Genomic DNA, 26,393 nt, shown 5'->3' on the forward strand with positions numbered 1-26,393 from the left:
GGTCCATACCGCGGGGCCGGAACTCGGCTGGCTTAATAAGACTGCAACAAGCACGTTGGATACTGCGTGCTCCTTGTTGCCATTCTATTGAGCCCCACATGAAAAACATTCGTGTCCTTGATTCCGAAGACCTGCCCACCAACACTTCGTCCAACGAGCATTTTCAGGCGGTCGTCGAGCGTGCGCGCAGTCGCCGCGGTTTTCTGAAGTCCGGCCTTGGCTTGTCGGCCGCCGTGTTCCTGGCCGGCCCGCTGGCGGCCTGTGGCGGAAGCAGCGGCGGCAGCGGCGAAGGCGAAACGGAAACGCCTCCGGAAAGCTCGCTGCTCGGCTTCAAGGCGATTCCGATTTCCACCGAAGACACGATCATGGTTGCCGAAGGCTACACGGCCGAGCATTTCGTTCCCTGGGGCACGCCCTTGTTTGCCGGCGATCCCGACTGGAAGAGCGACGGCAGCGACGATTCGGCGGCCCAGGCGCGCCAGGTCGGCGACAACCACGACGGCATCCATTTCTTTCCCATCAACGGCAGCAGCGACGAAGGCCTGCTGGTGATGAATCACGAATACACGACCACCAGCGGCGGAGAATACCCCTGGCTGTTCGGTGTGGGCGGCACCGAGCCCTGGACGGCCGACAAGGCCCAGAAGGCCATCAACGCCCATGGGGTGTCGGTGATCCACATCGTTCGCAATGCCGAAGGCAAGTGGGAGATCAAGCTCGACTCGCAATACAACCGCCGCATCACCGCCGCGACTGAAATGCAGCTGACCGGCCCGGCCGCCGGCCACGACCTGCTGAAGACTTCGGAGGACGCCACCGGAACCAAGGTGCTGGGCACGTTCAACAATTGCGGCAATGGCTGGACTCCCTGGAACACCTACCTGGCCTGTGAAGAGAACTTCAACAACTACTTCGGCACGACGTCGGGCAATGACCAGCGCGACGAAGCGCAAAAGCGCTATGGCCTTTCGGCCCAGGAGACGGGCTATCGATGGGAGGAGCATTTCGACCGCTTCGACTATGTGAAGGAGCCCAATGAATCCAACCGCTTTGGCTGGATCGTGGAGATCGACCCCTTCGACCCCAATTCCGTGCCCAGGAAGCGGACGGCCCTGGGCCGCATCAAGCACGAGAACGCGGCCTATCGCCTGGCCGCCGACCAGCGCATTGTCGTCTACATGGGCGACGACCAGGCCGGCGACTACATCTATAAGTTCGTTTCGGACGGCACCTTCAAGGAAGGCGGCGACAACTCGGCCCTGCTGGATTCCGGCAAGCTGTATGTCGCACAGTTCGAGGACGGCGAGGCCAGCGGCGATTTCATGGGCACGGGCAAGTGGATATTGCTGGACAAGAATGACAATGCCGCACTGCTGGCCGACAACACCAACTTCCCCACCCAGGCCGATATTCTGATCAAGACGCGCATGGCGGCGGATCTGGTGGGCGCCACCAAGATGGACCGCCCGGAATGGGTCAGCGTTCATCCGACCAGCGGCGAGGTCTATGTGACCCTTACCAACAACAGCGGCCGGGCCGAGGATGAAACCGACGACGCCAACCCGCGCGCAGCCAACCGCTATGGCCAGATCATCCGCTGGCGCGAGGCCGGCGAGGACGCAACGGCCACGACCTTCGAGTGGGATCTCTTTGTGCTGGCGGGCAACCCTGTCAAGTACACCGATCGTGCAGACCTGAAGTCGGGTTCAGAGAACATCACCGCCGACAATACCTTCAACAGTCCCGACGGCCTGGCTTTCGACCAGGAGGGCCGCCTGTGGATCCAGACTGACGGCAACTACAGCAACGCGGGCGAGTACGAAGGCCAGGGCAATAATCAGATGCTGTGTGCCGATCCGGCCAGCAAGGAGATCCGCCGCTTTTTCGTCGGACCGAAGGAGTGCGAAGTGACGGGCATTGCCTTCACCCCCGACAGCAAGACCCTGTTCATCAACATCCAGCATCCGGGCGAAGACGGCGACAGCCACTGGCCGGACGGCGGCACCTCGCTGCCGCGCTCGTCCACCGTCATCATCACCAAGAACGACGGAGGGGTGATCGGAAGCTGAACCCTGGGCTCCGAAAGGGGGGCGGTCTATACCGTCCACCCACCCGGCGAAGCCGAGAATGTGGACTCTGCTCTGCCCGGGCCGGATCGCAAGATCCGGCCCTTTGCTTTCGGCGCCGCGGGCCTTCGGCCTGCGCGCCGGCCATGGGCGGGTACGCTGCTTGCCTCTCGCAGGCAGTCGTGTCATGGCGGGAGGTCAATTGTGCCGGATCTGGGTGAAATCTTCGCCTTGCAGGAAGGAATGCTGGCGATGGTGGTACGGGGTACTGCCGTCTACTGGGTGGTTCTGATCCTTTTGCGGCTGGCGGGGCGGCGGGAAATCGGCTCGCTGGGCACGGCCGACCTGCTGGTATTGGTGCTGGTGGCCGATGCTGTAGGAAACGCTCTTTCCGGCGGCTCGCCTTCGCTCACCGATGGGCTGACCGTGGTGGCGACCATCGTCGCCTGGAGCGTGGTGCTGGATCGCGCCGCCTACTATTCGCCTTTTGTCCACAGATTGCTGGAACCCGCGCGCGTCTGCCTGATACGGGATGGTCGGATCATCCGGGCGGGCTTGCGCCACGAGCATGTCGGCCGTAGTGAACTGATGGAGCAGCTCAGGCTCAAGGGCATCGAATCGATCACGGAAGTCAAGCGCGCCTATCTGGAGTCTAACGGCCAGTTCAGCGTCATCAAGGTGGGCCCCGATGCGCCCGAGGCATCGTCGACGCTGGCCGAATCCGACCACTAGGCCCTGGACGGGAAGCCGGCCGGCAGGCGGCGGCTGCCGGCCCGGCTTTTGCGGACTTAACGCACCCGGATGGTGCGCGTGGCGCTGAGCCGCGTGCTTTCGCCTTGCGTGATGCGTATGGTGACCAGGCGGGCGGTCATGCCGTCGGGCAAAGGCACGCTGCCCTTGACGTATTGATAATGATCGACATTGAATTCGATCGGATCGAGGGTGATGGTATTGCTTCGGCCGTTGGGATAGCGGCCCTCGACGACGAAAGTCATGCGGCCTTCGAAGGTGGCCGCCGACGGGTCGTCCTGCATGACCAGGACCTGATAATTGAGCGTGCCCGCCTGGCTGGTGAGTTCGGCCGCGCGTATGCCCGGCGAGGTGCCGCGGGGATCGGGGGGAATGTCCTTGACCAGCATCTGGATGTCTTCCTGCAGCGACGATACACGGCCCTGCAGCTGCGCCAGGCGGTCGTCATGGCTGGACAGGGCGCTGCGTGTTTCTTCGAGATCGCGGGTTTGCTGGGCCAGTTGGGACTGCAGCCGCTGCTTGTCTATATTGGCGCTGTTCAGGTCCTGGTGCAGGCGTTCGGACTCTTCGGCGGTCAGGCGCGGAGGGCCATAGCTTTTTTGAAGGAACAGCAGGCCGCCGGCGCCCAGCACGATGCCGGTCAGGATCAGCACCAGCCAGCGCGGCACGCGCCGCCGCCGCCGTGTGCTGCCGTATGCCGTGGGTTGGAAGACGACGCGCTTGTTCGAAGAGAATAGGGCCATATTGAAGAGTCCGTGATGCAGGCCGTGGAAACCGCAGCAAGTGAATGATTCGAAAAACTATAAAGCATAACTTGGCGAGGCTGCACTGCCGCTGTTTCGCAGGGACTGGTTGCGCTTTGGTATAAGTTGTAACGTTCGGGCGCCTCTAGAGCAATGGCGTTACGCCAAAGAGGCATCCAGTTCGGCGAGCCTTTGGGGGGTGCCCACGTCGGTCCAATGGCCATTGTAATGTTGGCCCATGACCCGGCCTTGCTGTATGGCCTGGTAAAGCAGCGGGGCCAGGCGCGCCGGCTGGTGGGCGTCCACCTCACGGAACAGCTTGGGGTGGTATACGCCTATGCCTGTGAATGTGAGTGTATCGCCGGCACGGGGCTCGGCCAGCAGGCCGTCTGCGCCAAGCGAGAAGTCGCCGTCGGGATGATGGGAAGGGTTGTCGGCCAGAAGCAGCCAGGCAAGCATATCGCGGGATTGCAGCGCGGCGGCCAAGGGAGCGGCGGACGCGGGATTCCAGTCGCACCAGACATCGCCGTTCATGACGAGGAAAGGCTCGGGCCCGAGCAGCGGCAGGGCCCGGGCGATGCCGCCGGCGGTTTCGAGCGCCGTGTCTTCGGGCGAGTACGAAATGTGCACGCCGTAGCGCCGGCCGTCGCCAAGCGCATCTTCGATCTGCCGGCCAAGCCAGGCATGGTTGATGACCAGCTGGTCGATGCCCGCCTGGGCCAGGCGCTGTATATGCCATTCAATCAGCGACCTGCCGCCGGCCTTGAGCAGGGGCTTGGGCAGGGTGTCGGTAAGCGGCCGCATGCGTTCCCCGCGGCCCGCCGCAAGTATCATGGCGCGCATCAGAATGTGTATCCGTAGGAGACGGGGCGGTTTTCGAGGCGATCGAGCAGCCGCAGCAAGGGGGCGAAGACGCCATAGCGCCCGGCAACCTGCCTGACGTAGCCCTGGACCCGTGGGATATGCTCAAGATAATGGTTCTTGCCGTCGCGGTGGGACAGGCGTGCGAATACGCCCAGTATGCGCAGGTTGCGCTGCAGGCTCATCCATTCGTACGAGCGGTGGAAATCGGCGAAGTCGGCGGGCACGGGAAGGCCGGCGGCGCGGGCCGCCTGCCAGTAGCGGATGGCCCAGTCGAGTTGCTGTGCTTCTTCCCAGGTGGTTCGCGCGTCGGTTACCAGCGAGGCCAGGTCGTAGGTGATGGGCCCGATCAGGGCGTCTTGGTAGTCGATGACGCCGGGTTCGCCTTCGGGCTGCTCGGCCACCATGAGGTTGGGCGAATGGAAGTCGCGGTGCACCAGCACCACGGGCTGGGCGGCGGCGTCTTGGGCCAGTGCCGCGAACACCCGCTGCAGCATGGCATGCTCGGTGTCGCTGAGCTGGGCCTGGCAGTGCCTTTCGACATACCACTGGGGAAAGAGCTGGAGTTCGGCGAGCAGACGTGCTTCATCATAGGCGGGAAGCCCGGTCGCGTCGGCGTGTTGCAGGCGCACCAGAGTGGCGATGGCCTGGCGATAAAGCGTTTGCAGCGTAGCGTCGGGCAGCCCCTGAGTGATAGCCTGATAGTAGGTTTGCCGGCCCAGATCAGAGAGAAGCAGGAAGCCCTGCTCGATGTCGCGGGCGTATACCTGGGGTACGGTTACGCCCGCCTGCCGCAATTTTTCACCCACCAGCAGGAAGGGAAGACAATCTTCGTGCTGGGGCGGGGCGTCCATGGCGATGACGCTGCCTTTCCGGCCTTCGAGCCGGAAATAACGGCGAAAACTGGCGTCGCTGGAGGCCGGGCGCAGCGAATCGAGGTCGAGCCCGTGTTCGTCGGCCAGAGAGGCGAGCCAGTGTTTCAGTGCATCGAGGCGAGAGTCTTCGCTGGGGTTCAAAGCGGTATCCTGGGTTCGGCGTATGAATGAAAAAATAATTATGCCGCCAATTCCGGACGCGAGGAGTGCGGCTTCTCTATAATACTTGGCTGCCGGTTATTTCGACATCGGCTTTATGCCAAAATAAGGTCTGTTTTAAGGGGCAAAGTACTCGTGCGTGCGGTCTGGTGGGCAATCCTTCTCATGTTCGGCCTTGTGTCGACGGCTCAGGCCCAGCAGGCCTCCGCCGTTCCGTCCGAGGTGGGCGCGCTGATCGTCTCCCCCAAGCTCAGGCTGCATACCCAATTGGGCGAGGACGAAATGACGTCCTTCCTGATCGCCGACAAGATGGAAACCGACGAAGACGGCAAGGTCATCCTGACCGGCGACGCCGAGGTGCGGCGCATTGATTCCGTCGTCAAGGGCGACCATATCGACTATCAACGCGAAACAGGCCAGGTGAACGTGCGGGGCAACGGCCTGATCATGCGCGACGGCAACATCGTGCGCGGCCCCGAGCTCAGCTACAACGTCAATGCCGAAACCGGCGAGGTCAACGACCCCAATTTCTGGCTGGGCGCCGATGGCGGCTCGGGCACGGCTGAAAGGGCCGAGATCTTCAGCCGCAGCCAGATGCGGCTGAATTCGGCCCGCTATGCGGGCTGCCCCTGCGAAAACCCGCCCTGGTACATTACTTCGCCCAAGGTCGACTTTGATTTCGACGAGAACGAGGGCGTGGCGCGCAATGCCGTGCTGTTTTTCAAGGGCGTTCCCATCCTGGCCTCGCCCTATCTGTCGTTTCCATTGCGCAAAGAGCGCAAGTCGGGTTTCTTGCTGCCCACCTATGGCGGCTCCAGCAACAGCGGCCTCGAGTTCACGCTGCCGTACTACTTCAACCTGGCGCCCAATTACGACCTGACGGTAACGCCGCGCTACATGGCCAAGCGTGGCTTGCAGCTGGGGGCTGAATTCCGTTACCTGGGGCGCGGCTACAACGGCCAGTTGTCGGGCACCTACCTGAACCGCGACAAACTAACCGACGACAGGCGCTGGATGTATTGGTGGCAGCATCGCCATAGCCTCGGCGGCGGCTTCAGCGCTTATTTCGACGTGCGCCGTGTGTCGGACGACGATTACTTTCGTGATTTCACCACCTTCGGGCTGAACGAAGCCACGATCGATGCGCTTCCCAGCATCGCCCGGCTGAACTGGAGCGGCTCCCCGTATTGGCGGGCATATCTTCAGACGTATACCTACCAGACCCTGCAGGACCGCACGTCCACCTATCGCCGCCCGCAGTTCGACAAGGTTCCCGAATTCTATGTGCGCGGTGCGCGCTACAACTGGGGCGGCTTCGACGTGGCGACCGACAACTACGCAACCAAGTTCACGATGCCCAAGTTCAGGTCGCGCGTGGTGGACATGTTTCCCGCCCAGAATCTGGACAGCAGGCCCACCTTCCCGTATCAGGCATACGATGGCACGCGGCTTAGCTCGTATAACTCTATTTCGTACCCCATCGTGCGCCCTGGCTGGTATCTGACACCCAAGGCCGCGCTGCATCTGAGCCAGTACACCACCAGCTGGAACGGCTTCACCCTGGCCCGTGATCCCATCACCGGCATCGTCCCAAGCACCCCGCACACGCAATCGCGCGCCGTGCCCTTGTTCTCGCTTGATTCGGGCATGACCTTCGAGCGCGAAACCACGCTGTTCGGAAACAACTCCATCCAGACCCTCGAGCCTCGTATCTATTACCTGTACGTGCCCTATCGCGACCAGTCGGCGATACCCGTATTCGACACCAGCATCGCCACCTTCAATTTTTCACAGGCCTTCGACGAAAATCTGTTCAGCGGCGGCTGGGACCGCATTGCCAACGCCAACCAGGTCACCGTGGGCCTGACCACCCGCTGGCTCGACGAAGACACGGGCTTCGAGCGCCTGTCGCTGTCGGCGGCCCAGCGCATTTATTTCGAAGACCAGAAGGTGACATTGCCGGGCACCCGCCCGCGCACCAACACCAAGTCCGATTACCTGGTGGGCGCAACAGCCGCCCTTACCGATAAACTCGACGTGCGGTTCGACGCGCAGTTCAACCCCGAGAACCGCGATCGCAACCGCATGTCGGCCGGCTTCAGGTGGCGGCCTCAGCGGCTGGCCATGCTTGCCGCCTCGTACCGCTACGAGCGCGATCCAAGCCAGATCAGCAACCCCTCTGTCGTCAACGAGTCCTGGTATGTCGATCGCAGCCGGGAGCAGATCTCGGTGTACGGCCAGTGGCCGTTGCACAGCAAGTTGTATGCACTGGGCCGCGTCGATTATTCTTTGCAGGACAAGCGCTCCACACAGTCGGTGCTGGGCCTGGAATACCGTGGAGACTGCTGCTGGGCGGCGCGCGTCGTCTACCAGCGTTATGCGGTGTCCGAGCAGGACACCAACACGGCGGTGTTCTTTCAGCTTGAGCTAAGCGGCCTGGGCTCGCTAGGCACCGATCCAATGGGCATGTTGTCCCGCACCATCTATGGCTATCAAACGGTCACCCCTCCCATACCTGAAAAAACCACATTCGAGAGGTACGAATAATGCGTAGTCCGTACACGACGCGCCGGCTTGCGTCTTTGCTGCTTGTGCTGCTGGGTGTCTCGGCGTCCGCGGCCGCCCAGCAGACGGCCGCCGGACAACAGCCGTCCGCCGAGAACGCCGCCGAACACCAGGCCGTCGACGGCATCGCCGCGGTGGTCAACAAACAGGTCATCACGCTGCGCCAGGTAGACGCCCAGGTCCGGACGGCCGAAGCGCAGCTCAAGCAGCAGAACATCGCCGTTCCCGACCGGCAGATCTTGCGCCGCCAGGTTCTGCAGCGCATGATCAGCGACGAACTGCTGCGCCAGGAAGCCGAGCGCCTGAACATAGAAGTAACCGACGCCGGCGCCGAGCAGGCCGCCGCGGTCATTGCGCAGCGCAACCGCATGACGCCCGAGCAGTTGCGCGCCGAGATCGAGCGTTCGGGTGTGTCGTGGGCCGATTATCTCAAGGACCTGCGCCATGAAGTCATGGTCGACCAGCTGCGGCAGCGCACCGTCGACAGAAACATTCATATTTCCGACGCCGACGTCGACGCCTTCCTGAAATCCCAGCAGCGGCGGTCAGGCCTCGGCTCGCTGAACCAGCGCGGCCAGGCCCAGCAAGGCCAGCAGGCTCAACAGGCGCAGCCCAGCGTCCTGGGCCTGGCGCAGATCCTGGTCGCCGTTCCCGAAGGCGCCTCGGCCGCCGAGGTGCAGCGCCTGCGCAGCAAGGCCGAAGAACTGCTCTCCCGACTGCGGGCGGGGGCCGATTTTGCAAGCCTGGCGGCTTCTTCTTCGGATGCCCCCGAAGCGTTGCAGGGCGGCGACCTTGGCGTCAGGCCGCCCGAGGGCTGGCCCGACCTTTTCCTGCAAGCCACGCAAGGGGTGCAGGCCGGCGGCGTCAGCGACATTGTCCAAAGTGGCAATGGGTTCCACATCCTCAAGGTGGTAACGCGGGGCCAAGAGGCGCAGCAGCCGGCCCAGGCGCAGGCGCCGGCCGCCGCTGCCCCGTCGCAGCAGGCGCCCATGCCCGAAGGGCCCATGATGGTGACGCAGACGCATGCAAGCCACATTCTCATCAAGATTACGCCGGCCATGTCCGAGCAGCGCGCGCGCGAGCGCGCGCGCCAGCTGGAGCACCGCCTTTCCATGGGCGAGAACTTCGAGGAATTGGCCAGGCTGTATTCCGAAGACGCTTCGGCGCCCCAGGGCGGCGACCTGGGCTGGCTGAACCCGGGCGAAACCGTGCCGGCCTTCGAGCAGGCAATGAACGCCCTGCAGCCGGGCCAGATCAGCGCACCCGTCCTGTCGCAGTTCGGCTGGCACATCATTCGTGTTGATGACCGGCGCGAAAAAGACATGGAAGACGAGTACCGCCGCATGCAAGCGCGACAGATTCTCTTCCAGCGCCGGGTCGAGCCCGCATTCGAAGACTGGCTCAGCCAGCTGCGAGGGCAGGCCTACATCGACAACCGGCTCGATCCGCAATCCAGCCGGCGCCCGCGCTAGGCTTCGCATGGCGCAGCATCAGGCCCGCAAGCGCTTCGGCCAGCACTTCTTGGTCGACGAAGGCGTCATTGACGCCATCGTGCGGGCCATCGCGCCCCAGAAGTCCGACAAGCTGATCGAGATCGGGCCGGGCCTGTCGGCCCTGACCGGCCCGCTGCTGCAGGCGCTTGACCATCTCACAGTGGTCGAGATCGACCGCGACCTGGCGGCCCGCCTGCTGCGCCAGCACTCGCCCGAAAGGCTTTCGGTGGTGCAGGCCGATGCGCTGCAGGTCGATTTTTCCCAGCTGGGCACCGCGCTGCGCATCGTGGGCAATCTGCCCTACAACATTTCCAGCCCCTTGCTGTTTCATCTGATGGACAGCGCCGAGCAGGTGATCGACCAGCACTTCATGCTTCAGCGTGAAGTGATCGACCGCATGGTGGCCGAGCCCGCCACTTCCGACTATGGCCGGCTATCGGTCATGCTGCAGTCGCGCTACGACATGGTCAAGCTGTTCGATGTGCCTCCCGAGGCTTTCGATCCGCCACCGCGCGTCGTGTCGGCCGTGGTCAGGATGAAGCCGCTTGGGGCAGGGCGCCCGCAGGCAAAAGACCCGGCGGGTTTTGCCCGGGTCGTGGCCAAGTCATTCGCCCAGCGTCGCAAGATGCTGCGCAAGGGGCTCGGAGACTGGGCCAAGCTCGTCGATTGGGACGTCGTAGGGGTGCCCGAAACGGCTCGCGCCGAAGAACTGTCGGTGGGCCAGTTCATTGCCTTGGCCGATCATTTACACGAAGCCGGCATATAGCGCAGCCGGCGTCCGCGGGCGCGGCCGCCGCCAGGCGGGGCTTCAGCCAAAGAACCAGTAGCACACCCCGATCGAAGCCAGCACCCCCGCCAGGTCGGCCAGCAGGGCGCAGCCCACCGCATGGCGCGCACGCTGTATGCCGACCGCGCCGAAATAAACGGCCAGTACATAGAAGGTGGTTTCGGTACTGCCCTGCACGGTGGCGGCCAGCAGGGCGGGGAAGCTGTCGACCCCGAAGTGCTGCATGGTCTCGATAAGCATCGCGCGCGCCGCGCTGCCCGAAAAGGGCTTGGTCAGCGCCGTGGGCATGGCGTCCACGAAGCGCGTGTCCCAGCCCGCGCCGTGCACGGCCCAGCGCAGGGCGTCGAGCGCCGCATCCAGGGCCCCCGAGGCCCGCAGCACGCCGATGGCGCACAGCATCGCCACCAGATAGGGCAGCAGGTTCTTGGAGATGTCGAAACCCTCTTTGGCGCCCTCTATGAAGGCTTCATACACGGGCACTTTCTTCAGATACCCCGCAATGAGGAACACCGCAATAATGCCGAACAGCGTCAGGTTGCCCATCAGGGAAGACAGGCTGCTGATGGCGGTGGCCGAAAGCGTGGCCAGGACGGCCATGAAGCCGCCCAGAATAGCGACCGCGCCGCCCAGCCAGGCCAGCACCACCGGATCGTAAAGCTTGAGCCTTTGCATGAAGGCCACGGACAGAAGGCCGGCCAGCGTCGAGGCCGAGGTGGCCAGCAGTATGGGCAGGAACACCATGGCCGGATCGGGGGCGCCTTGCTGGGCCCGGTACATGAAGATGGTGACGGGCAGCAGCGTCAGCGAAGAGGAGTTCAGCACCAGAAACAGAATCTGCGCATTGCTTGCCGTGCGTGGCTCGGTGTTGAGCGTCTGCAGTGAATGCATGGCGCGCAAGCCTATGGGCGTGGCGGCGTTGTCGAGCCCTAGGCCGTTGGCGGCAAAGTTCAGGGTGATCAGGCCAATTGCCTCGTGCCCCCGGGGCACGCCCGGCATCAGGCGCGCAAACAGCGGCGAGAGGATTCTCGAGAGCCACTGTACGAGCCCTGCGCCTTCGGCGATGCGCAGGAAGCCCAGCCAGAGTGTCAGCGTGCCGAACAGCAATATCATCAGTTCGACCGAGAGTTCGGCCATGTCGAACAGGCTCAGGACAATGCGCGAGAAGACCTCGGGATCGTGCAGGAAGATCCATTGGTAAAGGCCGGCCAGCAGGGCCACGATGAAGAATGCGAACCAAAGGGTGTTGAGCATGGGCGTTAGATGAAGTTCGGCGCGCGTGCGGTCAAATATCAGGATTGTCGCAGAGTCTTTCCCGCCGGGCACGGTTTACTTCAGCGGACCGCCACGATCGTCCGGTGTTCAGGGATGCACGGTCGCCTGCCCGCAACGCCACGGGTGCCTGCCGGCGCGAATGAGGGATAATGAAATATCTCTGATTGTCGAGGTTGCTCATGAAATGGGACTGGCGAAGCTGGCGCCGCGGATGGCTGACTGAACCCTTGTATCGCATGGCGCAAGGCGCCATGCCGCGCCTGTCGGCCACCGAACAAGAGGCCATCGATGCGGGCGATGTCTGGTGGGACGCGCAGCTGTTCTCGGGCCGGCCCGACTGGCGCCTGTTCATGGCCACCCCCCCTGCCAGGCTGTCGGCCGACGAACAGGCTTTTCTCGATGGCCCCGTGGCCCGGCTTTGCTCGATGCTCGACGACTGGGACATCTCATGGAATCGCCACGACCTGCCGCCCCAAGTATGGAGCTTCTTGAAAGAGCAGGGTTTTTTCGGCATGATCATCCCGCGCGAATACGGCGGCCTGGGGTTTTCGGCGTATGCGCATTCTGAAGTCGTGCGGCGCATTTCGGTGCAGTCCGTCACGGCGGCGGTCACCGTCATGGTGCCCAATTCCCTGGGGCCCGGCGAGCTTCTGATGCAGTTCGGCACCCAGGCGCAGCGCGATTACTGGCTGCCCCGGCTGGCAAAGGGCCAAGAGGTTCCCAGCTTCGGGCTCACCAGCCCCGAGGCGGGTTCCGACGCGGCGGCCATGACCGACACCGGCGTCATATGCCGCCACGAGGTCGACGGCGTCGAGCAGATCGGTATCTTGCTCAATTGGCACAAGCGCTATATCACCCTTAGCCCGGTGGCCACGGTGCTGGGCCTGGCCTTCAAGCTGTACGACCCCGATCACCTGGTCGGAGATCGCACCGACCTGGGCATTTCGGTGGCGCTCGTGCCCACCCACTTGCCCGGCATCACAATAGGCCGGCGCCATCTGCCGGCCATGCAGGCCTTTCAGAACGGACCCAACCAGGGCAAAGACGTCTTCGTGCCTCTCGATGCCCTGATCGGCGGCATCGACAAGGCCGGGCACGGCTGGGCCATGCTGATGAGCGCGTTGGCGGCGGGGCGGGGCATCTCCCTGCCTTCCCTGGCCGCCGCGGCCTGCGTTTTTTCCGCCCACACCGCCGGCGCCTATGCGCGCGTGCGCAGGCAGTTTGGCATACCCATAGGCAAGTTCGAAGGCATACAAGAAAAGCTCGGCCGCATGGCGGCCAACGCCTATCTGGTCGAAGCGGCAAGGCGCTTTACCTGCGCGGGGCTCGACATGGGCCACAAGCCTTCGGTGGTGTCGGCCATCATGAAGCTGCACGCCACCGAGCGCATGCGGCAGTCGGTCAACGACGCCATGGACGTGCACGCGGGCAAGGCTGTCATCGATGGGCCCTCCAATTATCTGGGGGGGCTGTATCGCGCGTTGCCGGTGGGCATTACCGTGGAAGGCGCCAACATCGTCACGCGCAACCTCATCGTGTTCGGGCAGGGCGCCATCCGGGCGCATCCCTATCTGATGAAAGAGCTGCAGGCGCTGGCCGACAGCGACCAAGAGGCCGGCATGGACGCCTTCGACGGCGTGATCTGGAAGCATATCGGCCATAGCGCCAAAACCACGCTGAGGGCCATCGGCCATGCATGGAGCGGCGCGGTGTTGGCGGCGCCGCCCAAGGGCGTGGGCCGCACGGCGCCTTTCTATCGCCGCCTCAACCGCTATTCGGCGGCGTTTTCGGTGCTGTCCGAAATGACCGTGCTCAGCCTCGGAGGTTCGCTCAAGCGCCGCGAGATGCTCTCGGCCCGGCTGGGCGACATCCTGGCCGAACTCTATCTGCTGTCGGCCATGCTCAAGCGCTGGCACGACGAGGGGCAGCACGAAGCCGATCTGCCGCTGGTCAAGGTGTGCGCCTTCCAGGGCTTTTCGGTCATCGAGAAGCGCATCGACGACATCCTGCACAATTATCCTTCGCGTTGGCTGGCCGGCCTGCTGCGGGTCATGCTTTTGCCGCCGTTTACCCGGGTGCGGCCGCCCACCGACGCCGCGCTGGCGGCCTGCGCGCAGATTCTTCTCGAGCCCAGCGAGGCGCGCATGCGCCTGGTGGGCGAGGTCTGGAGCAACTGCAACGGCCGGGCGGTCGAAGAGCTCGAGCAGGCTTTCGACATGGTGGTCAAGACACAGCCGCTCATGGACAGCCTCAAGGACAGCGGCTTGAAAGACTGGCGCGTTGCACATTCCAAGGGCGCCATCAGCGACCAGCAGGCGCAATCGCTGGAAGAAGCCGAGAAAGCCGTAGCGCGAGTCATCCAGGTGGATGATTTCGCGGCTGACGCCTTTGCCCGCACGGGTGCGCAAGAAGCCTGACATGCCTTGCTGCAACGCATGATCAGTGACGGCGGCGTGACAAGCGTAATATATGTCTGTATATTGCGCAGTATTCGCTACACCTTTACCAAGAAGATCATGAGCCGTCTTTCGTTAGTTATCCTGACCTTGTTGTTCAGTGCGCAAGCCGTGGCCGCCGAGCTTACCGTATCGGCCGCCGCCAGCCTCACCAACGCTTTCCGCGAATTGGCCCCGCTGTACGAGGCCAAGCACCCCGACACCAAGGTGCAGCTCAATTTCGCGGGTTCCGGCGCCTTGCTGCAGCAGATCGCCAAGGGCGCCCCGGTCGATGTCTTTGCCAGCGCCGACCAGGTCACCATGAACCAGGCCCAGGAACAGGGCCTGATCAAGGCCGATCAGCGCAGCGACTTTGTTTCCAATTCGCTGGTGGTCATCGTACCCCTGCAGGGCAGCGGGGCGCCGGCCTCGATTCAGGACCTGGCCAAACCGGCCTATGAACGCGTGGCCATCGGCCTGCCTGCCAGTGTGCCGGTTGGTCGCTATACAAAAAGCGTCCTCGAAAAGGCGGGACTATGGGCGGCTATCGAACCCAAGATGATCGGGGCGCAGAACGTACGCCAGGCGCTTGATTATGTGGCGCGCGGCGAGGTCGATGCCGGATTCGTATACGCCACGGATGCGGCCATCATGCCCGACAAGGTCAAGGTGGCATTCACCGCCCCCACCCAGGACCCCATTCTCTATCCGATCGCACCCGTGGCCAGTGCCGCCAATGCCGGGGCGGCAAAGAGCTTTGTCGACTTCGTGCACACTGACGAGGCTCAGGCAGTGATGGCCAAATACGGCTTCGGCAAACCTTGACGGCCAGACATGGCGGATGCATGGATTCCCCTGGCGCTGACGCTCAAGGTTGCGGGCTGGGCGACGCTGCTCAATTTGATTTTTGGCGTCGCACTGGGCTATTTGCTGGCCCGTACGCGGTTTCCGGGCCGCGACCTGCTCGACGCCATCCTGACCCTGCCGATGGTCATGCCTCCCACAGTGCTGGGCTATTACCTGCTGGTGCTGTTGGGGCGCAACGGCGCCTTCGGCGCGTGGCTGCAGTCCACCTTCGGCATCAATCTGATCTTTACATGGCAGGGCGCGGTCCTGGCGGCGGCCATCGTGGCGTTTCCGCTGACATTCAAGTCGGCCCGCGCCGCCTTCGAGGTGGTGGAGCCTCAGTACGAGCAGGCGGCTCGGGTGTTGCGCATCGGCGAGATGGCCATTTTCTTTCGCGTGACCCTGCCTCTGGCCTGGCGCGGCATTCTGGCGGGCCTGCTGCTGGCCTTCGCCCGCGCGGCGGGCGAGTTCGGCGCCACGCTGATGGTTGCCGGCAGCATCCCGGGCAAGACGCAAACCCTGTCGATCGCTGTCTACGAGGCCGTGCAGGCGGGACAGGACGACCTGGCCAACTTCCTCGTGCTGGTCACCTCGCTGACTTGCATCGTGGTGCTGCTGGTGGCGGGCAGGTTGGTGCCTGGCCGCGTTCCGGGGCAGTCATGAGGGCACGTGCATGATCTGGGATGTAGCTTTACGCAAGCGTTTCGAGGGACGAAAGCATAGCTTCGAGCTCGACCTGCGTTTTCAAAGCAATGCGCGGCGGCTGGTGTTGTTCGGGCCCTCGGGCGCGGGCAAGAGCATGACCCTGAAAATGATCGCGGGGCTCGAAACCCCCGATGGCGGCCACGTTCGCATGAACGGCGTCGACATGTTCGACCGCGACCGGCGCGTCGATCTTTCGCCGCAGCGTCGCGGGCTGGCCTACGTGTTTCAGGACTACGCCCTGTTCCCGCATCTGACGGTCATTCAGAACATCGCCTTCGGCTTGCACCTGGGCCTGCTCAATCCGGGACGTAGCCTCAGGCATGAAGCCGTAAGGCGCTGGATACAGGCTTTTCATCTCGAGTCGGTGGCCAATCAATATCCTGAACAGCTGTCAGGGGGGCAACGCCAAAGGACGGCCCTTGCGCGCGCCCTCGTCGCCGAGCCTCGCGCCTTATTATTGGACGAGCCCTTTGCCGCCCTGGACCGGCCGCTGCGCAAGCGCCTGCGAGACGAGCTTGCCCGGCTGCAGGCCCAACTGGACATACCGATGATCCTCATCTCGCACGACGAAGAGGACGTTGCGGTGTTGGCCGACGAAATGGTGCGTATAGAGCACGGACAGGCGGGCCAGGCAAGCCTCCTGCCCGCAAGGGCACGGGGCGGCCGTTCAGAACCGGAAGCGGTTCAATCCACGCGAGAATTCGACTGGATCAACTCTACCTTGTAGCCGTCGGGGTCTTCGACGAAGGCGATGACGGTTTGCCCGTGCTTCATGGGCCCGGCCTCGCGCACCACACGACCGCCTTTTTGCTTGATTTTTTCACAGGCGGCATAGGCATCGTCGACCTCGAGCGCAATGTGGCCGTAGGCGTTGCCCAGTTCGTACGAAGCAGTGTCCCAATTGTGCGTCAGTTCAAGCACCGCGCCTTCGCTTTCGGGCTGGTAGCCCACGAAGGCCAGGGTGAACTTGCCGTCCGGGTAGTCTTTGCGCCGCAGCAGTGTCATGCCCAGCACTTCGGTGTAGAAAGCCAGTGAACGCTCCAGGTCGCCGACGCGAAGCATGGTGTGAAGTAAACGCATTGTGTGGTTCTCCGTTCAGATAAGTGGCAGGGAGGCGGGGTCGTGCCGGCGCAGCGCATCGCGGGCCGACTCGAAGCCCGGCAGGATGCGTCCGACCTCGCGCCAGAAATCCTTGCTGTGGTTCATCTCGCGCAGGTGCGCGATTTCATGGACGATGACGTAGTCGATGACGTCATGGTCGAAGTGGATGAGGCGCCAGTTCAGCATGATGTTGCCGTCGCTGTTGCACGAGCCCCAGCGCGTGCTGGCGGACGACAGGCGCCAGCGCTTGATGGCCAGGTCGTTGGCCGCCAGGAAATGATCGAGGCGCTGCTGAAACCATTCGGTGGCAACGGCTTGCAGCCAGGCGTGCACGCTGTCGCGCACGCGCTGGTGATCGGCATCGCGGGGCAGGGCAAGCAGCAGCCGGTCTCCTTCTTTCGGCGCGAAGCGCTGTCCGGTAAACGAATGCGCCGAGCCCGGGTGGCCCAGGGCCAGTTCGATGCGCTGGCCGAAGTAAGGGACGTGCGTGCCGTCCTTCCAGTGCGTGTCCACCATGGCCAGCTGCTGCTGCCGTTCATGGCGCCACCGCAGTTTTTCAAGTATCCAGCGTGCTTTCTCTTGCACGGCGGCGTCGATCTGGGCCAGCGTTACCCAGTTGGGCGCTGTGACCTGCAGGCCGTCGTCATTCACGACCAGGCCTATGCTTTTACGGCGCGACCGGCGCAGCACGAAGCCGATGGGCTGGTGTTCGGTCTGCACTTCGCGCCAGCGTGCGCGGGGCGGCAGGGAAGGGGGAGGGCTGACGGCAAGGGGTGTGCCGGTAGGGGCGGTGCTGCGCGGAGACGCCGGGGATGGCGGTGCGGGCGGCGCGGCGGCTTCCGGCTCGAAAAGGCTGAGTTGCCTATTCTCGAGCGGCATAGCGTTCGGGGTTGAGCTGGCGCATTTCATTCTCTATCCAGTCCTGAACCTTGCGGTTGACCTCTTCGGCATCGAGTCCGGCGGTTTCGATGGGGGGGCCGATGGAGACGGTGATGAGGCCAGGCCTTTTGATAAAGGAGTTCTTGGGCCAGCATTCGCCCGCATTGTGCGCGATAGGTACGACCACGGCGCCGGTTCGTGTGGCCAGCAGCGCACCTCCCATTTTATAGCGTCCCGTCTTGCCGGGGGGGATGCGCGTGCCTTCGGGAAAAAGCAGGGGCCAACGGCCCTCGTCGAGGCGCTGCTGGCCCAGCCGCACGACCTGCTCGAATGCATCGCGCCCCTTGCTGCGGTCGATGGGTATCATGCGCAGCAGCGCCAGGCCCCAGCCGAAGAAGGGAATGCGGTTGAGCTCTTTCTTGTAGACGAAGCAGACTTCGCGCGGCAGGTAGGCCGGCAGGAAGAGGGTTTCCCAGGCCGACTGATGCTTGCTGAGCACGACCGCCGGACGATCGGGCAGGTTCTCCCAGCCTTTCAGCCGCCAATGCATGCCGGTAATGACGCGGCCGGCCCACATGACCAGGCGGGGCCAGCCGATCGTGAGCCGATAGCGCCATTTCAGGGGCAAGGGTGCCCAGACGAGGCAGGCAAGGGCATAGGGAATGACCGTCACGATCATGAACAGCAGCAGCAGTGCCGAACGCAGGGCCGCCATGATCAGGCTTCCAGCCAGCGGTCGACGATCTGGGCCAGATCGTCGGCCACTTGCGTGCCGGGGGGCAGTTCGCCGCTGTCCAGGGTTTTGAGCCCGTTGCCGCTTAATACCAGCCAGGGGGCACAGCCGGCCTCATGTGCCGCCTGCAGATCGCGCAGCGAGTCGCCGACCGCCGGCACGCTCTTGAGATCGATGTCGTAGCGCCGGGCGATGTCCAGGTACATGCCGGGCCTGGGCTTGCGGCACTGACAGTTGTCGTCGGGGCCGTGCGGGCAGATGAAGATGGAGTCGACATGGCCGCCCAGCTGGGTAAGCTCGATGCGCATCTTGGCGTGGATGGCGTTGAGCGTTTCCATATTGAACAGGCCGCGCGCCAGGCCCGACTGGTTGCTGGCGATGACCACCCGCCAGCCCGCCTGCGACAGGCGGGCGATGGCTTCGAGGCTGCCCGGCAGCGCCACCCACTCGGCAGGGCTCTTGACGAAGCTCGGGCTGTCGTGGTTGATGACCCCGTCGCGATCAAGTATGACCAGCTTCACGATGCAAGCCTTGAAATGTCGGCGACCTGGTTCATGGTGGCGTGCAACTGGCCCAGCAGGGCCAGCCGGTTGGCGCGAACAGCCGGATCGTCGGCCATGACCATGACGTCGTTGAAGAAGGTGTCGACTGCGGAGCGCGCCTGTGCCAGCGTGGCCAGGCTGCCCGTGAAGTCGCCCCGCTGGAACTGTGCCTGGGCCACCGGCCCGATCTGCTCGATGGCCTGGGCCAGGGCGCGCTCGGCGTCTTCGGTGAACCTGGAGGGGTCGACCCGGCTTGCGGCTTCATCGCTTTTCTTGAGGATGTTGCCGATGCGCTTGTTGGCGGCGGCCAGGCTTTCGGCCTCGGGCCGCTGGGCGAAGCTCGAGCAGGCCTGGATGCGGGCGCGTACTTCGTGCAGCGGCGGCTCGGGCGCCAGCACGGCCTCGACGACGTTCTTGTCGTGGTCGGCGCCCAGCTGGTTGCGGTAGCGCTCGTAGATAAAGCCCTTGACCGCCTGGGGAGTGTCGGCCGCAATGTCGAACTGCGAAAATGTGCCGGCGGCGGCGTCGAGCAGGCCGGCGAGTGTCAGGCGCGAATCGTCGGGAACCGAAAGATAGCCGCCCGCGCTAAGCTGCTCGAAGGCGCTGATAATGCCCAGCGCGGCCCGGCGCAGGCCGTAGGGGTCGCGCTCGCCGGTGGGCACGAGGCCGATGCCCCAGATGCCCACCAGGGTTTCTGCGCGCTCGGCGATGAACAGGATGGTGCCGGTCAGCGAGGCGGCGTCGACGGGTTCGTCGAGGCGGATGCGGTACTGGCCGCGCAGGGCCGAGGCCACGTCGGCGGGTTCGCCATCGGCTTGCGCGTAATAGGCCCCCATTACACCCTGCAGCTCGGGGAACTCGGCAACCATATTGGTGACCAGGTCGGCTTTGGCGAGCAGGGCGGCGCGATCGGCCAGGGCGGCGTCGGCGCCCAGCCGTTCGGCCAGGTAGCGCGCAATGGCGCGCACGCGATCGCTGCGCTGCAACTGCGAGCCCAGCTTGTTGTGATAGACGCTGTTTGCCAGTGTGGCGACGCGTTCGGCCAGCGGCTGCTTGCGATCCTGCTCGAAGAAGAACTGGGCGTCGGCCAGGCGGGGACGCACTACGCGCTCGTTGCCTTCGACAATGTTGGTGGGATCTTCCACCCGCATATTGCTGACGATAAGAAAGCGGTGCGTGAGCTTGCCGGTGCCGGGGTCGAACAGGGGGAAATACTTCTGGTTCAGCCGCATCGTCAGGATCAGGCACTCGGGCGGCACCTCGAGGAAGCGCGGGTCGAACTGCCCGGCATAGACCGTGGGGTGCTCGACCAGGGCGGTGACTTCGTCGAGCAGCGCCTCGACCTCGGGATCATTGCCAAGCGTTGCGTTCAGGCGTGCAGCGTGTTGGTCGAGCTGCTTCAGGATGTCGTCGCGGCGGGCCGCGAACGAGGGGACGACCATGCCGTCGTCGAGAAGCCGGCTTTCGTACGAAGTTGCATCGGCAAGGTCGATGCTTTGGCTACCCATGAAGCGGTGGCCCATGGTGTGCCGGCCCGCCTGCAGGCCCAGGGCCTGCACGGGAATGACATCGGCGCCCCACAGGGCGATCAGGCCATGCGCGGGCCGCACGAACTTGACCGAGGTGACGCCATCGGCCAACTGGTAGCGCATGACCTTGGGAATGGGCAGGCTGGAAATGGCCGTGTCCAGGGCTTCCTGCAGGCCGTCGGCCAGCAGGGCGCCGGGTGCGACGCCGTTGGCATAAAGGTAGTCCTGCTTGCCGTCGGACTCGCGCACGAGGTCGGCCGGCTGCAGATGCTGCAGGCCCTTGCTGGCCAGTTTCTTGGCCAGGGCCGGCGTGGCCTCGCCGCTGTCGGTCAGCCCCACCTTGGCCGGCATGAGCTTTTCGCTGTAGTGCTCTTCGGGGGCCTGGGCCAGCACGGCATCGAGGAGCACGGCAAGGCGCCGGGGCGTGGCGTAGTCAACCACCCGGCAGCTGGCGCCAAGCAGGTGCTTTTTCTCGAGCACGCCGCGCAGGCCTTCGGCAAAGGCGCGGCCCAGCTTCTGCAGGGCCTTGGGGGGCAGCTCTTCGGTCAGCAGTTCGACCAGCAGGGGGCGGGTATCGGCCTGGCTCATTGCGCGGCCTCCGCATGGGCGGCAAGCATGGGAAAGCCCAGCCGTTCGCGTGAATCGTAATAAGCCTGGGCGACGCTGCGCGACAGGTTGCGGATGCGGCCGATGTAGGCTGCCCGCTCGGTGACGCTGATGGCGCCCCGGGCGTCGAGCAGGTTGAATGTATGGGCCGCCTTGAGCGTTGCTTCATAGGCCGGCAGTGCAAGAGGCACTTCGATGAGCCGCTTGGCTTCCGCCTCGTAGTCGTTGAAATGGGCAAACAGCATGGTGGTTGAGGCGTATTCGAAATTGTAGGTAGACTGCTCGACTTCGTTCTGGTGGAAAACGTCGCGGTACAAGACGGGGCGCCCGCCGGCGCCGGTGGTCCACACCAGGTCGTAGACGCTTTCGACGCCCTGCAGATACATGGCCAGGCGCTCGAGGCCGTAGGTGATCTCGCCGGTAGCCGGGGTGCAGTCAAGCCCGCCCACCTGCTGGAAGTAGGTGAACTGGGTTACTTCCATGCCATTGAGCCAGACTTCCCAGCCCAGGCCCCAGGCACCCAGGGTGGGGTTTTCCCAGTCGTCCTCGACGAAGCGGATATCGTGCTGCGCGGGGTCGATGCCCAGGGCGCGCAGGGAGTCAATGTACAGATCGAGAATTTCGGGGGGCGCGGGCTTGAGCACGACCTGGTACTGGTAGTAGTGCTGCAGGCGGTTGGGGTTTTCGCCGTAGCGGCCGTCTTTGGGGCGCCTGGACGGCTGTACATAGGCCGCGCGCCAGGGCTCGGGGCCGATGGAGCGCAGGAAAGTGGCGGTGTGAGAGGTGCCGGCGCCCACTTCCATGTCGTAGGGCTGCAAAAGGGCGCAGCCTTGCTGGTCCCAGTATTGCTGGAGTTTCAGGATGATTTGCTGGAAGGTGAGCATGAGCAAGAGCCAGTAAAGCGAAAAGCCGCAAAATTTTTCAATTTTACCGTGCTTCCGGGCGGCGGACCGGCGGTGCGAGGCCGCGGTTGTTTCGGGCCGGGCCCGGCCGCCGATTTTCTTGAGGGGGGCAATGGTCGTATGATACTGGGTTATCGCGAACTTTCAGCTTTGGCCGCGCAGTGGCGCGGCCTCATGGAGACCCTTCTATGCCGGATCTAGTCAAGACGGACGTCGTCGACGGCGTGCTCGTCATCACGATCAATCGCCCCGAGGCCCGCAACGCCATCAACTATGAAACAGCGCTTGCCATGGCCAAAGAGTTCGAGCGCCTGGACGCCGACGACAGCCTGGCCCTGGGCATTCTTACCGGTGCCGGCGGCACGTTTTCGTCCGGCATGGACCTCAAGGCCTTTGCCGCCACGGGCCAGCGCCCGCTGGTGCCGGGCCGTGGCTTCGGCGGCCTGTGCGAAAAAGCACCCCGCAAGCCGCTTATCGCTGCAGTCGAGGGCTATGCCCTGGCGGGCGGTTGCGAGCTCGCCCTGGCCTGCGACATGATCATTGCCGCCGAGAACGCCAATTTCGGCCTGCCTGAGACCAAGCGCGGGCTTGTGCCCAGCTCGGGCGGCATGCTGCGCCTGCCGCAGCGCATTCCGCATCACATTGCGCTCGAGGTGATCCTTACCGGCGAGATGCTGCCTGCCCAGCGGGCCCATCATTTCGGCCTGGTCAATCGCCTGGTCGAGCCGGGCAAGGCGCTCGAGGGCGCCCTGGCCATGGGCCGCGTCATCGCCCAGAACGGTCCGCTTGCCGTGCAGGCCGCAAAAGAAATCATTTCCGCTTCCAAAGACTGGCGCCAGTCTGACATGTTCGACCTGCAACGTCCGCGCACCGCGCCGATTTTTGCGTCGGCCGACGCCAAAGAGGGCGCCACCGCCTTTGCCGAGAAGCGCAAGCCCGTTTGGACGGGCAAGTAGCCATCCAACTCCCTATTTTTACAACCCAGACCGTTATGACAACCCTCATCAAGGAAGATGACCTGATCCAGTCCGTGGCCGACGCGGTGCAGTTCATCAGTTATTACCATCCCGCCGACTACATCCAGCACCTGGCGCGCGCCTACGAGCGCGAGGAAAGCCCGGCGGCCAAGGACGCCATTGCCCAGATCCTGACCAACTCGCGCATGTGCGCCGAGGGACGCAGGCCCATCTGCCAGGACACCGGCATCGTCAACGTCTTTCTCAAGATCGGCATGAATGTGCGCCTGGACACCCAGCGCAGCTTGCAAGAGCTCTGTGACGAGGGGGTGCGCCGGGGCTACACCAACCACGACAATCCGCTGCGCGCCTCGGTGCTGTCCGACCCGCTCTTTACCCGCAAGAACACGCGCGACAATACGCCCTGTATCGTGAACGTCGAGCTTGTGGCCGGCGACACGGTCGACGTGCAGGTGGCGGCCAAGGGCGGCGGCTCCGAGAACAAGACCAAGTTCGTCATGCTCAATCCCAGCGATTCGCTGGTCGACTGGGTGCTCAAGACCGTGCCCCAGATGGGGGCGGGCTGGTGTCCCCCCGGCATGCTGGGCATAGGCGTCGGCGGCACGGCCGAGAAGGCCATGCTGATGGCCAAGCAGGCCCTGATGGACGACATCGACATGTACGAGCTGCTGGCCCGTGGGCCAGCCAACAAGCTCGAAGAGCTGCGCATCGAGCTCTACGAAAAGGTCAACGCGCTGGGCATAGGCGCACAGGGCCTGGGCGGGCTCACCACCGTGCTGGACGTCAAGATCAACACCTTCCCCACGCACGCGGCCTCGAAACCCGTGGCCATGATTCCGAACTGTGCCGCCACCCGCCACGTGCACTTCGTGCTCGACGGCTCGGGTCCGGCTCAATTGACGCCGCCCGCGCTTTCGGACTGGCCCGACGTGAACTGGGCGCCCGACTACAACAAGTCGCTGCAGGTCGATCTCAATACGCTCACCAAAGAGCAGGTGGCCGGCTGGAAACCCGGCCAGACCCTGCTGCTGTCGGGCAAGATGCTGACGGGGCGCGACGCGGCCCACAAGCGCATCCAGGAAATGCTCGAGCGTGGAGAATCGCTGCCGGTCGATTTCACGAACCGTGTCATCTACTACGTGGGGCCGGTCGATCCGGTTCGCGAAGAGGTGGTCGGTCCTGCGGGCCCCACCACAGCCACCCGCATGGACAAGTTCACCGATATGATGCTTGAAAAGACGGGGCTGATCTCCATGATAGGCAAGGCCGAACGCGGTCCCGTGGCCATCGAGTCGATACGCAAGCATGGCTCGGCCTACCTCATGGCGGTGGGCGGTTCGGCTTACCTGGTGTCCAAGGCGATACGCGGGGCCAAGGTCGTGGCCTTCGAAGACCTGGGCATGGAAGCCATCTATGAGTTCGACGTGAAGGACATGCCCGTTACCGTGGCCGTGGACTCGAGCGGCACTTCGGTGCACGAGACGGGGCCGAAGCAATGGCAGGCGCGTATTGCGCAGATACCGGTTGTGCCGGTCTGAGTACGCCTACGCCCCAAGGGCTGAAAGCGACAAGGCGGCCAGGTCTTTACAGACTGGCCGCCTTGTTCATTTGGGAACGGCGCGGGGGGGTTCAGAGGGCTTGCAGTGCCTGGCCGGCGCAGGCTTCCAGGAGCTCGGGCAGGCTTTTCCCCTGGAGTTTCATTTCAGGCGCCAGGTCGAGCAGGGGGCGCAGGACGAAAGCCCGCTGGTGCATGCGTGGATGCGGCACGTTCAGCCGCGGCGTGTCGATGCGTTGCTCACCGTATAGCAGCAGGTCCAGGTCCAGGGTGCGGGGCGCATTGCGATAGGGACGTTCGCGGCCATGGAGCCGTTCGATGTGCTGCAGCACATCCAGCAGTTCATGCGGCGCAAGGTGGGTGCGCAGCGAGGCTACGGCGTTGATGTAGTCGGGGCCGCTCGATTCGATCGGAGCGGTCCGGTATAGCGGAGAAAGCGTCAGTTCGCCGATGCCGTCGGCGCCGGCCAGCTGTTGCGCCGCCTGCCGCAGGGCTCGCCGTGCATCGCCCAGGTTGGCGCCCAGGCCGACGTAGGCGGTGACCCATTTTGCATCGGATTCGTCATGAGGTGCTTGACTGGACATTAGGGGTCTGGCGTGGGGCCTGCTTCAAATTGGCGCAGACGATTCAAACTGCCGCGACAGATGTCAGGCCGGCGTGCCGTCGGGGCTCGCGGCGGCCGGCTTGCGTCGGCGACGGCGCTTGCGGGGCTTGCTCGATGCCGAGCCGGCATTCTGGCGCTGGTATTCGTCGATCATCTGGGCGCGGTCGTTGCTGTCGGCATTGGCCAGGTCCATCCACCATTGGGCTTGCACGCTGTCGACCTCGCGGGCTTCGGCGCGCAGCTGCAGGAAGTCGACGGCGGCGCGGAATCGCTGGTGATCGAGCATGCGCCAGATGGTGCGCGGCGTGGCTCGTTCGAAGCGCGGCTGCATGAACCAGATTTCGCGCATGTCGGCCTGGAAGCGGCGCTGGATGGCCAGGGTGCGGGTCTGTCGGTCGATGACGTCGTCGGCGGCCAGCACGAGTGCCTGGATGGGGTGTTCGCCCTTGGCCGTGATGTCGACCCAGCGCTTGTCCACGAGCTTCCAGAGCAAGGCGGCGAACAGGAAACTGGGGCTGACCGATTTGCCCGAGCGGACTCGCGCGTCGGTGCGCTCGAGGGCGAGGGAGACGAACTGTTCGCCTTCTGGCGTCTGGAACAGGGTGTCGATGATGGGCAGCATGCCCTGGTGCAGGCCCAGCTCGCGCAACTGGCGCAGGCAGCTCATGGCATGTCCGCAGGTAAGCAGCTTGAGCATCTCGTCGAACAGTCGCGAGGCGGGCACGTTCTTGACGAGCGGCGCGAGCTTGCGGATGGGCTCCAGCGTGGCCGGATCGACGGTGCCGTCGAGCTTGCAGGCAAAGCGCACGGCGCGCAGCATGCGCACCGGGTCTTCGCGATAGCGGGTCTCGGGGTCGCCGATCATGCGCACGACGCGCTTCTTCAGGTCGGCCACGCCGCGGTGATAGTCGATGACCACCTCGTCGATGGGATCGTAATACAGTGCGTTGAGGGTGAAGTCGCGCCGGGCCGCATCTTGTTCATGGGTGCCGAACAGGTTGTCGCGCAGAATGCGCCCGTGTTCGTCGGTTTCCTGGTCGCCGGCCTCGGCCGGGGCCCGGAAGGTGGAGGTTTCGATGATTTCCTGGCCGAAGACCACGTGCACCAGCTGAAAGCGGCGGCCGATGATGCGGGCGCGCCGGAACAGCGGGCGGATCTGCTCGGGCGTGGCGTTGGTGGCGACGTCGAAATCCTTGGGTTCGAGCCCGACGATGAGGTCGCGCACCGCGCCGCCCACGATGTAGGCGTCGTAGCCCTTTTGACGCAGTACTTCACAAACCTTGATGGCGTGGCGCGAGACGTTGCGCCGATCGATACCGTGCTTGTCGCGCGACAGGCGCTCGGGGCCGCGTACCGGGCTCGAGAAGAGCCGGCCAACAAAGTTTTTTATTGTCTCTTTCAACATGGG

The 26,393-nt window shown here is 64.1% G+C and carries 23 protein-coding genes; 11 read left to right on the top strand and 12 right to left on the bottom strand.

The genetic code is table 11. The features are described 5' to 3' along the window. The first annotated feature begins 98 nt into the window (after positions 1-98). Together C7440_RS11375 and C7440_RS11380 are read left to right on the top strand one after the other, a co-directional pair. A complete protein-coding gene (locus C7440_RS11375) occupies positions 99-2,069 on the top strand; it encodes a PhoX family protein (RefSeq protein WP_017524731.1) in 1,971 nt (656 codons plus the stop codon). Positions 2,070-2,270: 201 nt separating this feature from the next. Next, complete coding sequence (locus tag C7440_RS11380; protein ID WP_040549121.1) at positions 2,271-2,798, top strand: DUF421 domain-containing protein; 528 nt, start codon at positions 2,271-2,273, stop codon at positions 2,796-2,798. A 56-nt stretch (positions 2,799-2,854) separates the two neighbouring features. Here the strand turns inward: C7440_RS11380 and C7440_RS11385 are convergent, their stop codons facing one another. From C7440_RS11385 to C7440_RS11395, 3 genes are all read right to left on the bottom strand, one after another. Next, positions 2,855-3,559 (bottom strand): DUF6776 family protein, encoded by a 705-nt coding sequence (locus C7440_RS11385; protein WP_017524729.1) that lies wholly within the window; start codon positions 3,557-3,559, stop codon positions 2,855-2,857. Positions 3,560-3,718: 159 nt separating this feature from the next. Beyond that, on the bottom strand, positions 3,719-4,402 hold the full coding sequence (murU, locus tag C7440_RS11390) for an N-acetylmuramate alpha-1-phosphate uridylyltransferase MurU (RefSeq protein WP_017524728.1): 684 nt from the start codon (positions 4,400-4,402) through the stop codon (positions 3,719-3,721). After that, positions 4,402-5,436: an aminoglycoside phosphotransferase family protein gene (locus C7440_RS11395; RefSeq protein ID WP_017524727.1), complete on the bottom strand. Its 1,035-nt coding sequence runs from the start codon at positions 5,434-5,436 to the stop codon at positions 4,402-4,404. The genes murU and C7440_RS11395 overlap by 1 nt, the downstream gene beginning before the upstream one ends. A gap of 153 nt (positions 5,437-5,589) precedes the next feature. Here C7440_RS11395 and C7440_RS11400 point away from each other — a divergent pair, with 153 nt between their 5' ends. The 3 genes from C7440_RS11400 to rsmA are packed head-to-tail and all read left to right on the top strand — an operon-like array spanning position 5,590 to position 10,278. Further along, complete coding sequence (locus tag C7440_RS11400) at positions 5,590-8,001, top strand: LPS-assembly protein LptD (protein WP_371743486.1); 2,412 nt, start codon at positions 5,590-5,592, stop codon at positions 7,999-8,001. Continuing rightward, complete coding sequence (locus C7440_RS11405; RefSeq protein ID WP_026067984.1) at positions 7,998-9,491, top strand: peptidylprolyl isomerase; 1,494 nt, start codon at positions 7,998-8,000, stop codon at positions 9,489-9,491. The genes C7440_RS11400 and C7440_RS11405 overlap by 4 nt, the downstream gene beginning before the upstream one ends. A gap of 7 nt (positions 9,492-9,498) precedes the next feature. Further along, positions 9,499-10,278, top strand: a complete 780-nt coding sequence (gene rsmA / locus C7440_RS11410) for a 16S rRNA (adenine(1518)-N(6)/adenine(1519)-N(6))-dimethyltransferase RsmA (protein ID WP_116518620.1) — start codon at positions 9,499-9,501, stop codon at positions 10,276-10,278. Between the two features lie 42 nt (positions 10,279-10,320). Here the strand turns inward: rsmA and C7440_RS11415 are convergent, their stop codons facing one another. Then, positions 10,321-11,550 (bottom strand): spore maturation protein, encoded by a 1,230-nt coding sequence (locus tag C7440_RS11415; protein ID WP_017524723.1) that lies wholly within the window; start codon positions 11,548-11,550, stop codon positions 10,321-10,323. Positions 11,551-11,750: 200 nt separating this feature from the next. Between C7440_RS11415 and C7440_RS11420 the strand changes: the two genes are divergently transcribed. From C7440_RS11420 to C7440_RS11435, 4 genes are all read left to right on the top strand, one after another. Next, positions 11,751-13,988 (top strand): acyl-CoA dehydrogenase, encoded by a 2,238-nt coding sequence (locus C7440_RS11420; RefSeq protein ID WP_116518621.1) that lies wholly within the window; start codon positions 11,751-11,753, stop codon positions 13,986-13,988. Positions 13,989-14,087: 99 nt separating this feature from the next. Continuing rightward, entirely contained in the window at positions 14,088-14,831 is a 744-nt protein-coding gene (gene modA / locus C7440_RS11425) for a molybdate ABC transporter substrate-binding protein (protein ID WP_026067983.1), read from the top strand. Between the two features lie 9 nt (positions 14,832-14,840). After that, the gene (modB, locus tag C7440_RS11430; RefSeq protein WP_017524720.1) at positions 14,841-15,515 is read left to right on the top strand and encodes a molybdate ABC transporter permease subunit; all 675 of its coding nucleotides are present in this window, start codon (positions 14,841-14,843) and stop codon (positions 15,513-15,515) included. Between the two features lie 10 nt (positions 15,516-15,525). Beyond that, on the top strand, positions 15,526-16,284 hold the full coding sequence (locus C7440_RS11435; protein ID WP_017524719.1) for a sulfate/molybdate ABC transporter ATP-binding protein: 759 nt from the start codon (positions 15,526-15,528) through the stop codon (positions 16,282-16,284). Here C7440_RS11435 and gloA read toward each other — a convergent pair. From gloA to glyQ, 6 genes are read right to left on the bottom strand one after another with little or no spacing between them, the layout of a single operon-like run. After that, positions 16,242-16,637 carry a lactoylglutathione lyase gene (gloA, locus tag C7440_RS11440; RefSeq protein WP_026067982.1) on the bottom strand — a complete coding sequence of 132 codons (396 nt, stop codon included), beginning with the start codon at positions 16,635-16,637 and terminating at the stop codon, positions 16,242-16,244. The two genes, C7440_RS11435 and gloA, sit on opposite strands and share 43 nt — an antisense overlap. A 15-nt stretch (positions 16,638-16,652) precedes the next feature. After that, on the bottom strand, positions 16,653-17,537 hold the full coding sequence (locus C7440_RS11445; protein ID WP_116518623.1) for a M48 family metallopeptidase: 885 nt from the start codon (positions 17,535-17,537) through the stop codon (positions 16,653-16,655). Then, positions 17,521-18,252 (bottom strand): lysophospholipid acyltransferase family protein, encoded by a 732-nt coding sequence (locus tag C7440_RS11450; protein ID WP_017524716.1) that lies wholly within the window; start codon positions 18,250-18,252, stop codon positions 17,521-17,523. The genes C7440_RS11445 and C7440_RS11450 overlap by 17 nt, the downstream gene beginning before the upstream one ends. Positions 18,253-18,254: 2 nt before the next feature. After that, positions 18,255-18,791: a D-glycero-beta-D-manno-heptose 1,7-bisphosphate 7-phosphatase gene (gene gmhB / locus C7440_RS11455; protein WP_116518624.1), complete on the bottom strand. Its 537-nt coding sequence runs from the start codon at positions 18,789-18,791 to the stop codon at positions 18,255-18,257. After that, entirely contained in the window at positions 18,788-20,929 is a 2,142-nt protein-coding gene (glyS, locus tag C7440_RS11460; RefSeq protein WP_116518625.1) for a glycine--tRNA ligase subunit beta, read from the bottom strand. Before glyS ends, gmhB begins: the two co-directional genes overlap by 4 nt. Further along, positions 20,926-21,831: a glycine--tRNA ligase subunit alpha gene (gene glyQ, locus C7440_RS11465; RefSeq protein ID WP_017524713.1), complete on the bottom strand. Its 906-nt coding sequence runs from the start codon at positions 21,829-21,831 to the stop codon at positions 20,926-20,928. The genes glyS and glyQ overlap by 4 nt, the downstream gene beginning before the upstream one ends. Positions 21,832-22,037: 206 nt before the next feature. Between glyQ and C7440_RS11470 the strand changes: the two genes are divergently transcribed. After that, positions 22,038-22,805, top strand: coding sequence for a crotonase/enoyl-CoA hydratase family protein (locus C7440_RS11470; RefSeq protein WP_017524712.1), 768 nt, complete (start codon positions 22,038-22,040; stop codon positions 22,803-22,805). Between the two features lie 35 nt (positions 22,806-22,840). Beyond that, a complete protein-coding gene (locus tag C7440_RS11475) occupies positions 22,841-24,364 on the top strand; it encodes a fumarate hydratase (protein WP_116518626.1) in 1,524 nt (507 codons plus the stop codon). Positions 24,365-24,455: 91 nt separating this feature from the next. Here C7440_RS11475 and folK read toward each other — a convergent pair whose 3' ends face one another. Both folK and pcnB read right to left on the bottom strand, forming a co-directional pair. Continuing rightward, positions 24,456-24,965, bottom strand: coding sequence for a 2-amino-4-hydroxy-6-hydroxymethyldihydropteridine diphosphokinase (gene folK, locus C7440_RS11480; protein ID WP_116518627.1), 510 nt, complete (start codon positions 24,963-24,965; stop codon positions 24,456-24,458). 63 nt (positions 24,966-25,028) lie between these two features. Beyond that, a complete protein-coding gene (pcnB, locus tag C7440_RS11485; RefSeq protein ID WP_116518628.1) occupies positions 25,029-26,390 on the bottom strand; it encodes a polynucleotide adenylyltransferase PcnB in 1,362 nt (453 codons plus the stop codon). Positions 26,391-26,393 lie beyond the last annotated feature (3 nt).

This window comes from Pusillimonas noertemannii (genome assembly GCF_003096595.1).
In the GTDB taxonomy this organism is placed as follows: Bacteria; Pseudomonadota; Gammaproteobacteria; order Burkholderiales; family Burkholderiaceae_B; genus Pusillimonas; species Pusillimonas noertemannii.

Excerpts from the sequence above, each read along its gene's own strand:
- C7440_RS11375 (WP_017524731.1), top strand. The coding sequence starts at position 99 with ATGAAAAACATTCGTGTCCTTGATTCCGAAGACCTGCCCACCAACACT.
- C7440_RS11385 (WP_017524729.1), bottom strand. The coding sequence starts at position 3,559 with ATGGCCCTATTCTCTTCGAACAAGCGCGTCGTCTTCCAACCCACGGCA.
- murU (WP_017524728.1), bottom strand. The coding sequence starts at position 4,402 with ATGCGCGCCATGATACTTGCGGCGGGCCGCGGGGAACGCATGCGGCCG.
- rsmA (WP_116518620.1), top strand. The coding sequence starts at position 9,499 with ATGGCGCAGCATCAGGCCCGCAAGCGCTTCGGCCAGCACTTCTTGGTC.
- C7440_RS11415 (WP_017524723.1), bottom strand. The coding sequence starts at position 11,550 with ATGCTCAACACCCTTTGGTTCGCATTCTTCATCGTGGCCCTGCTGGCC.
- C7440_RS11420 (WP_116518621.1), top strand. The coding sequence starts at position 11,751 with ATGAAATGGGACTGGCGAAGCTGGCGCCGCGGATGGCTGACTGAACCC.
- modA (WP_026067983.1), top strand. The coding sequence starts at position 14,088 with ATGAGCCGTCTTTCGTTAGTTATCCTGACCTTGTTGTTCAGTGCGCAA.
- modB (WP_017524720.1), top strand. The coding sequence starts at position 14,841 with ATGGCGGATGCATGGATTCCCCTGGCGCTGACGCTCAAGGTTGCGGGC.
- C7440_RS11435 (WP_017524719.1), top strand. The coding sequence starts at position 15,526 with ATGATCTGGGATGTAGCTTTACGCAAGCGTTTCGAGGGACGAAAGCAT.
- gloA (WP_026067982.1), bottom strand. The coding sequence starts at position 16,637 with ATGCGTTTACTTCACACCATGCTTCGCGTCGGCGACCTGGAGCGTTCA.
- C7440_RS11445 (WP_116518623.1), bottom strand. The coding sequence starts at position 17,537 with ATGCCGCTCGAGAATAGGCAACTCAGCCTTTTCGAGCCGGAAGCCGCC.
- C7440_RS11450 (WP_017524716.1), bottom strand. The coding sequence starts at position 18,252 with ATGGCGGCCCTGCGTTCGGCACTGCTGCTGCTGTTCATGATCGTGACG.
- glyS (WP_116518625.1), bottom strand. The coding sequence starts at position 20,929 with ATGAGCCAGGCCGATACCCGCCCCCTGCTGGTCGAACTGCTGACCGAA.
- glyQ (WP_017524713.1), bottom strand. The coding sequence starts at position 21,831 with ATGCTCACCTTCCAGCAAATCATCCTGAAACTCCAGCAATACTGGGAC.
- C7440_RS11470 (WP_017524712.1), top strand. The coding sequence starts at position 22,038 with ATGCCGGATCTAGTCAAGACGGACGTCGTCGACGGCGTGCTCGTCATC.
- C7440_RS11475 (WP_116518626.1), top strand. The coding sequence starts at position 22,841 with ATGACAACCCTCATCAAGGAAGATGACCTGATCCAGTCCGTGGCCGAC.
- folK (WP_116518627.1), bottom strand. The coding sequence starts at position 24,965 with ATGTCCAGTCAAGCACCTCATGACGAATCCGATGCAAAATGGGTCACC.
- pcnB (WP_116518628.1), bottom strand. The coding sequence starts at position 26,390 with ATGTTGAAAGAGACAATAAAAAACTTTGTTGGCCGGCTCTTCTCGAGC.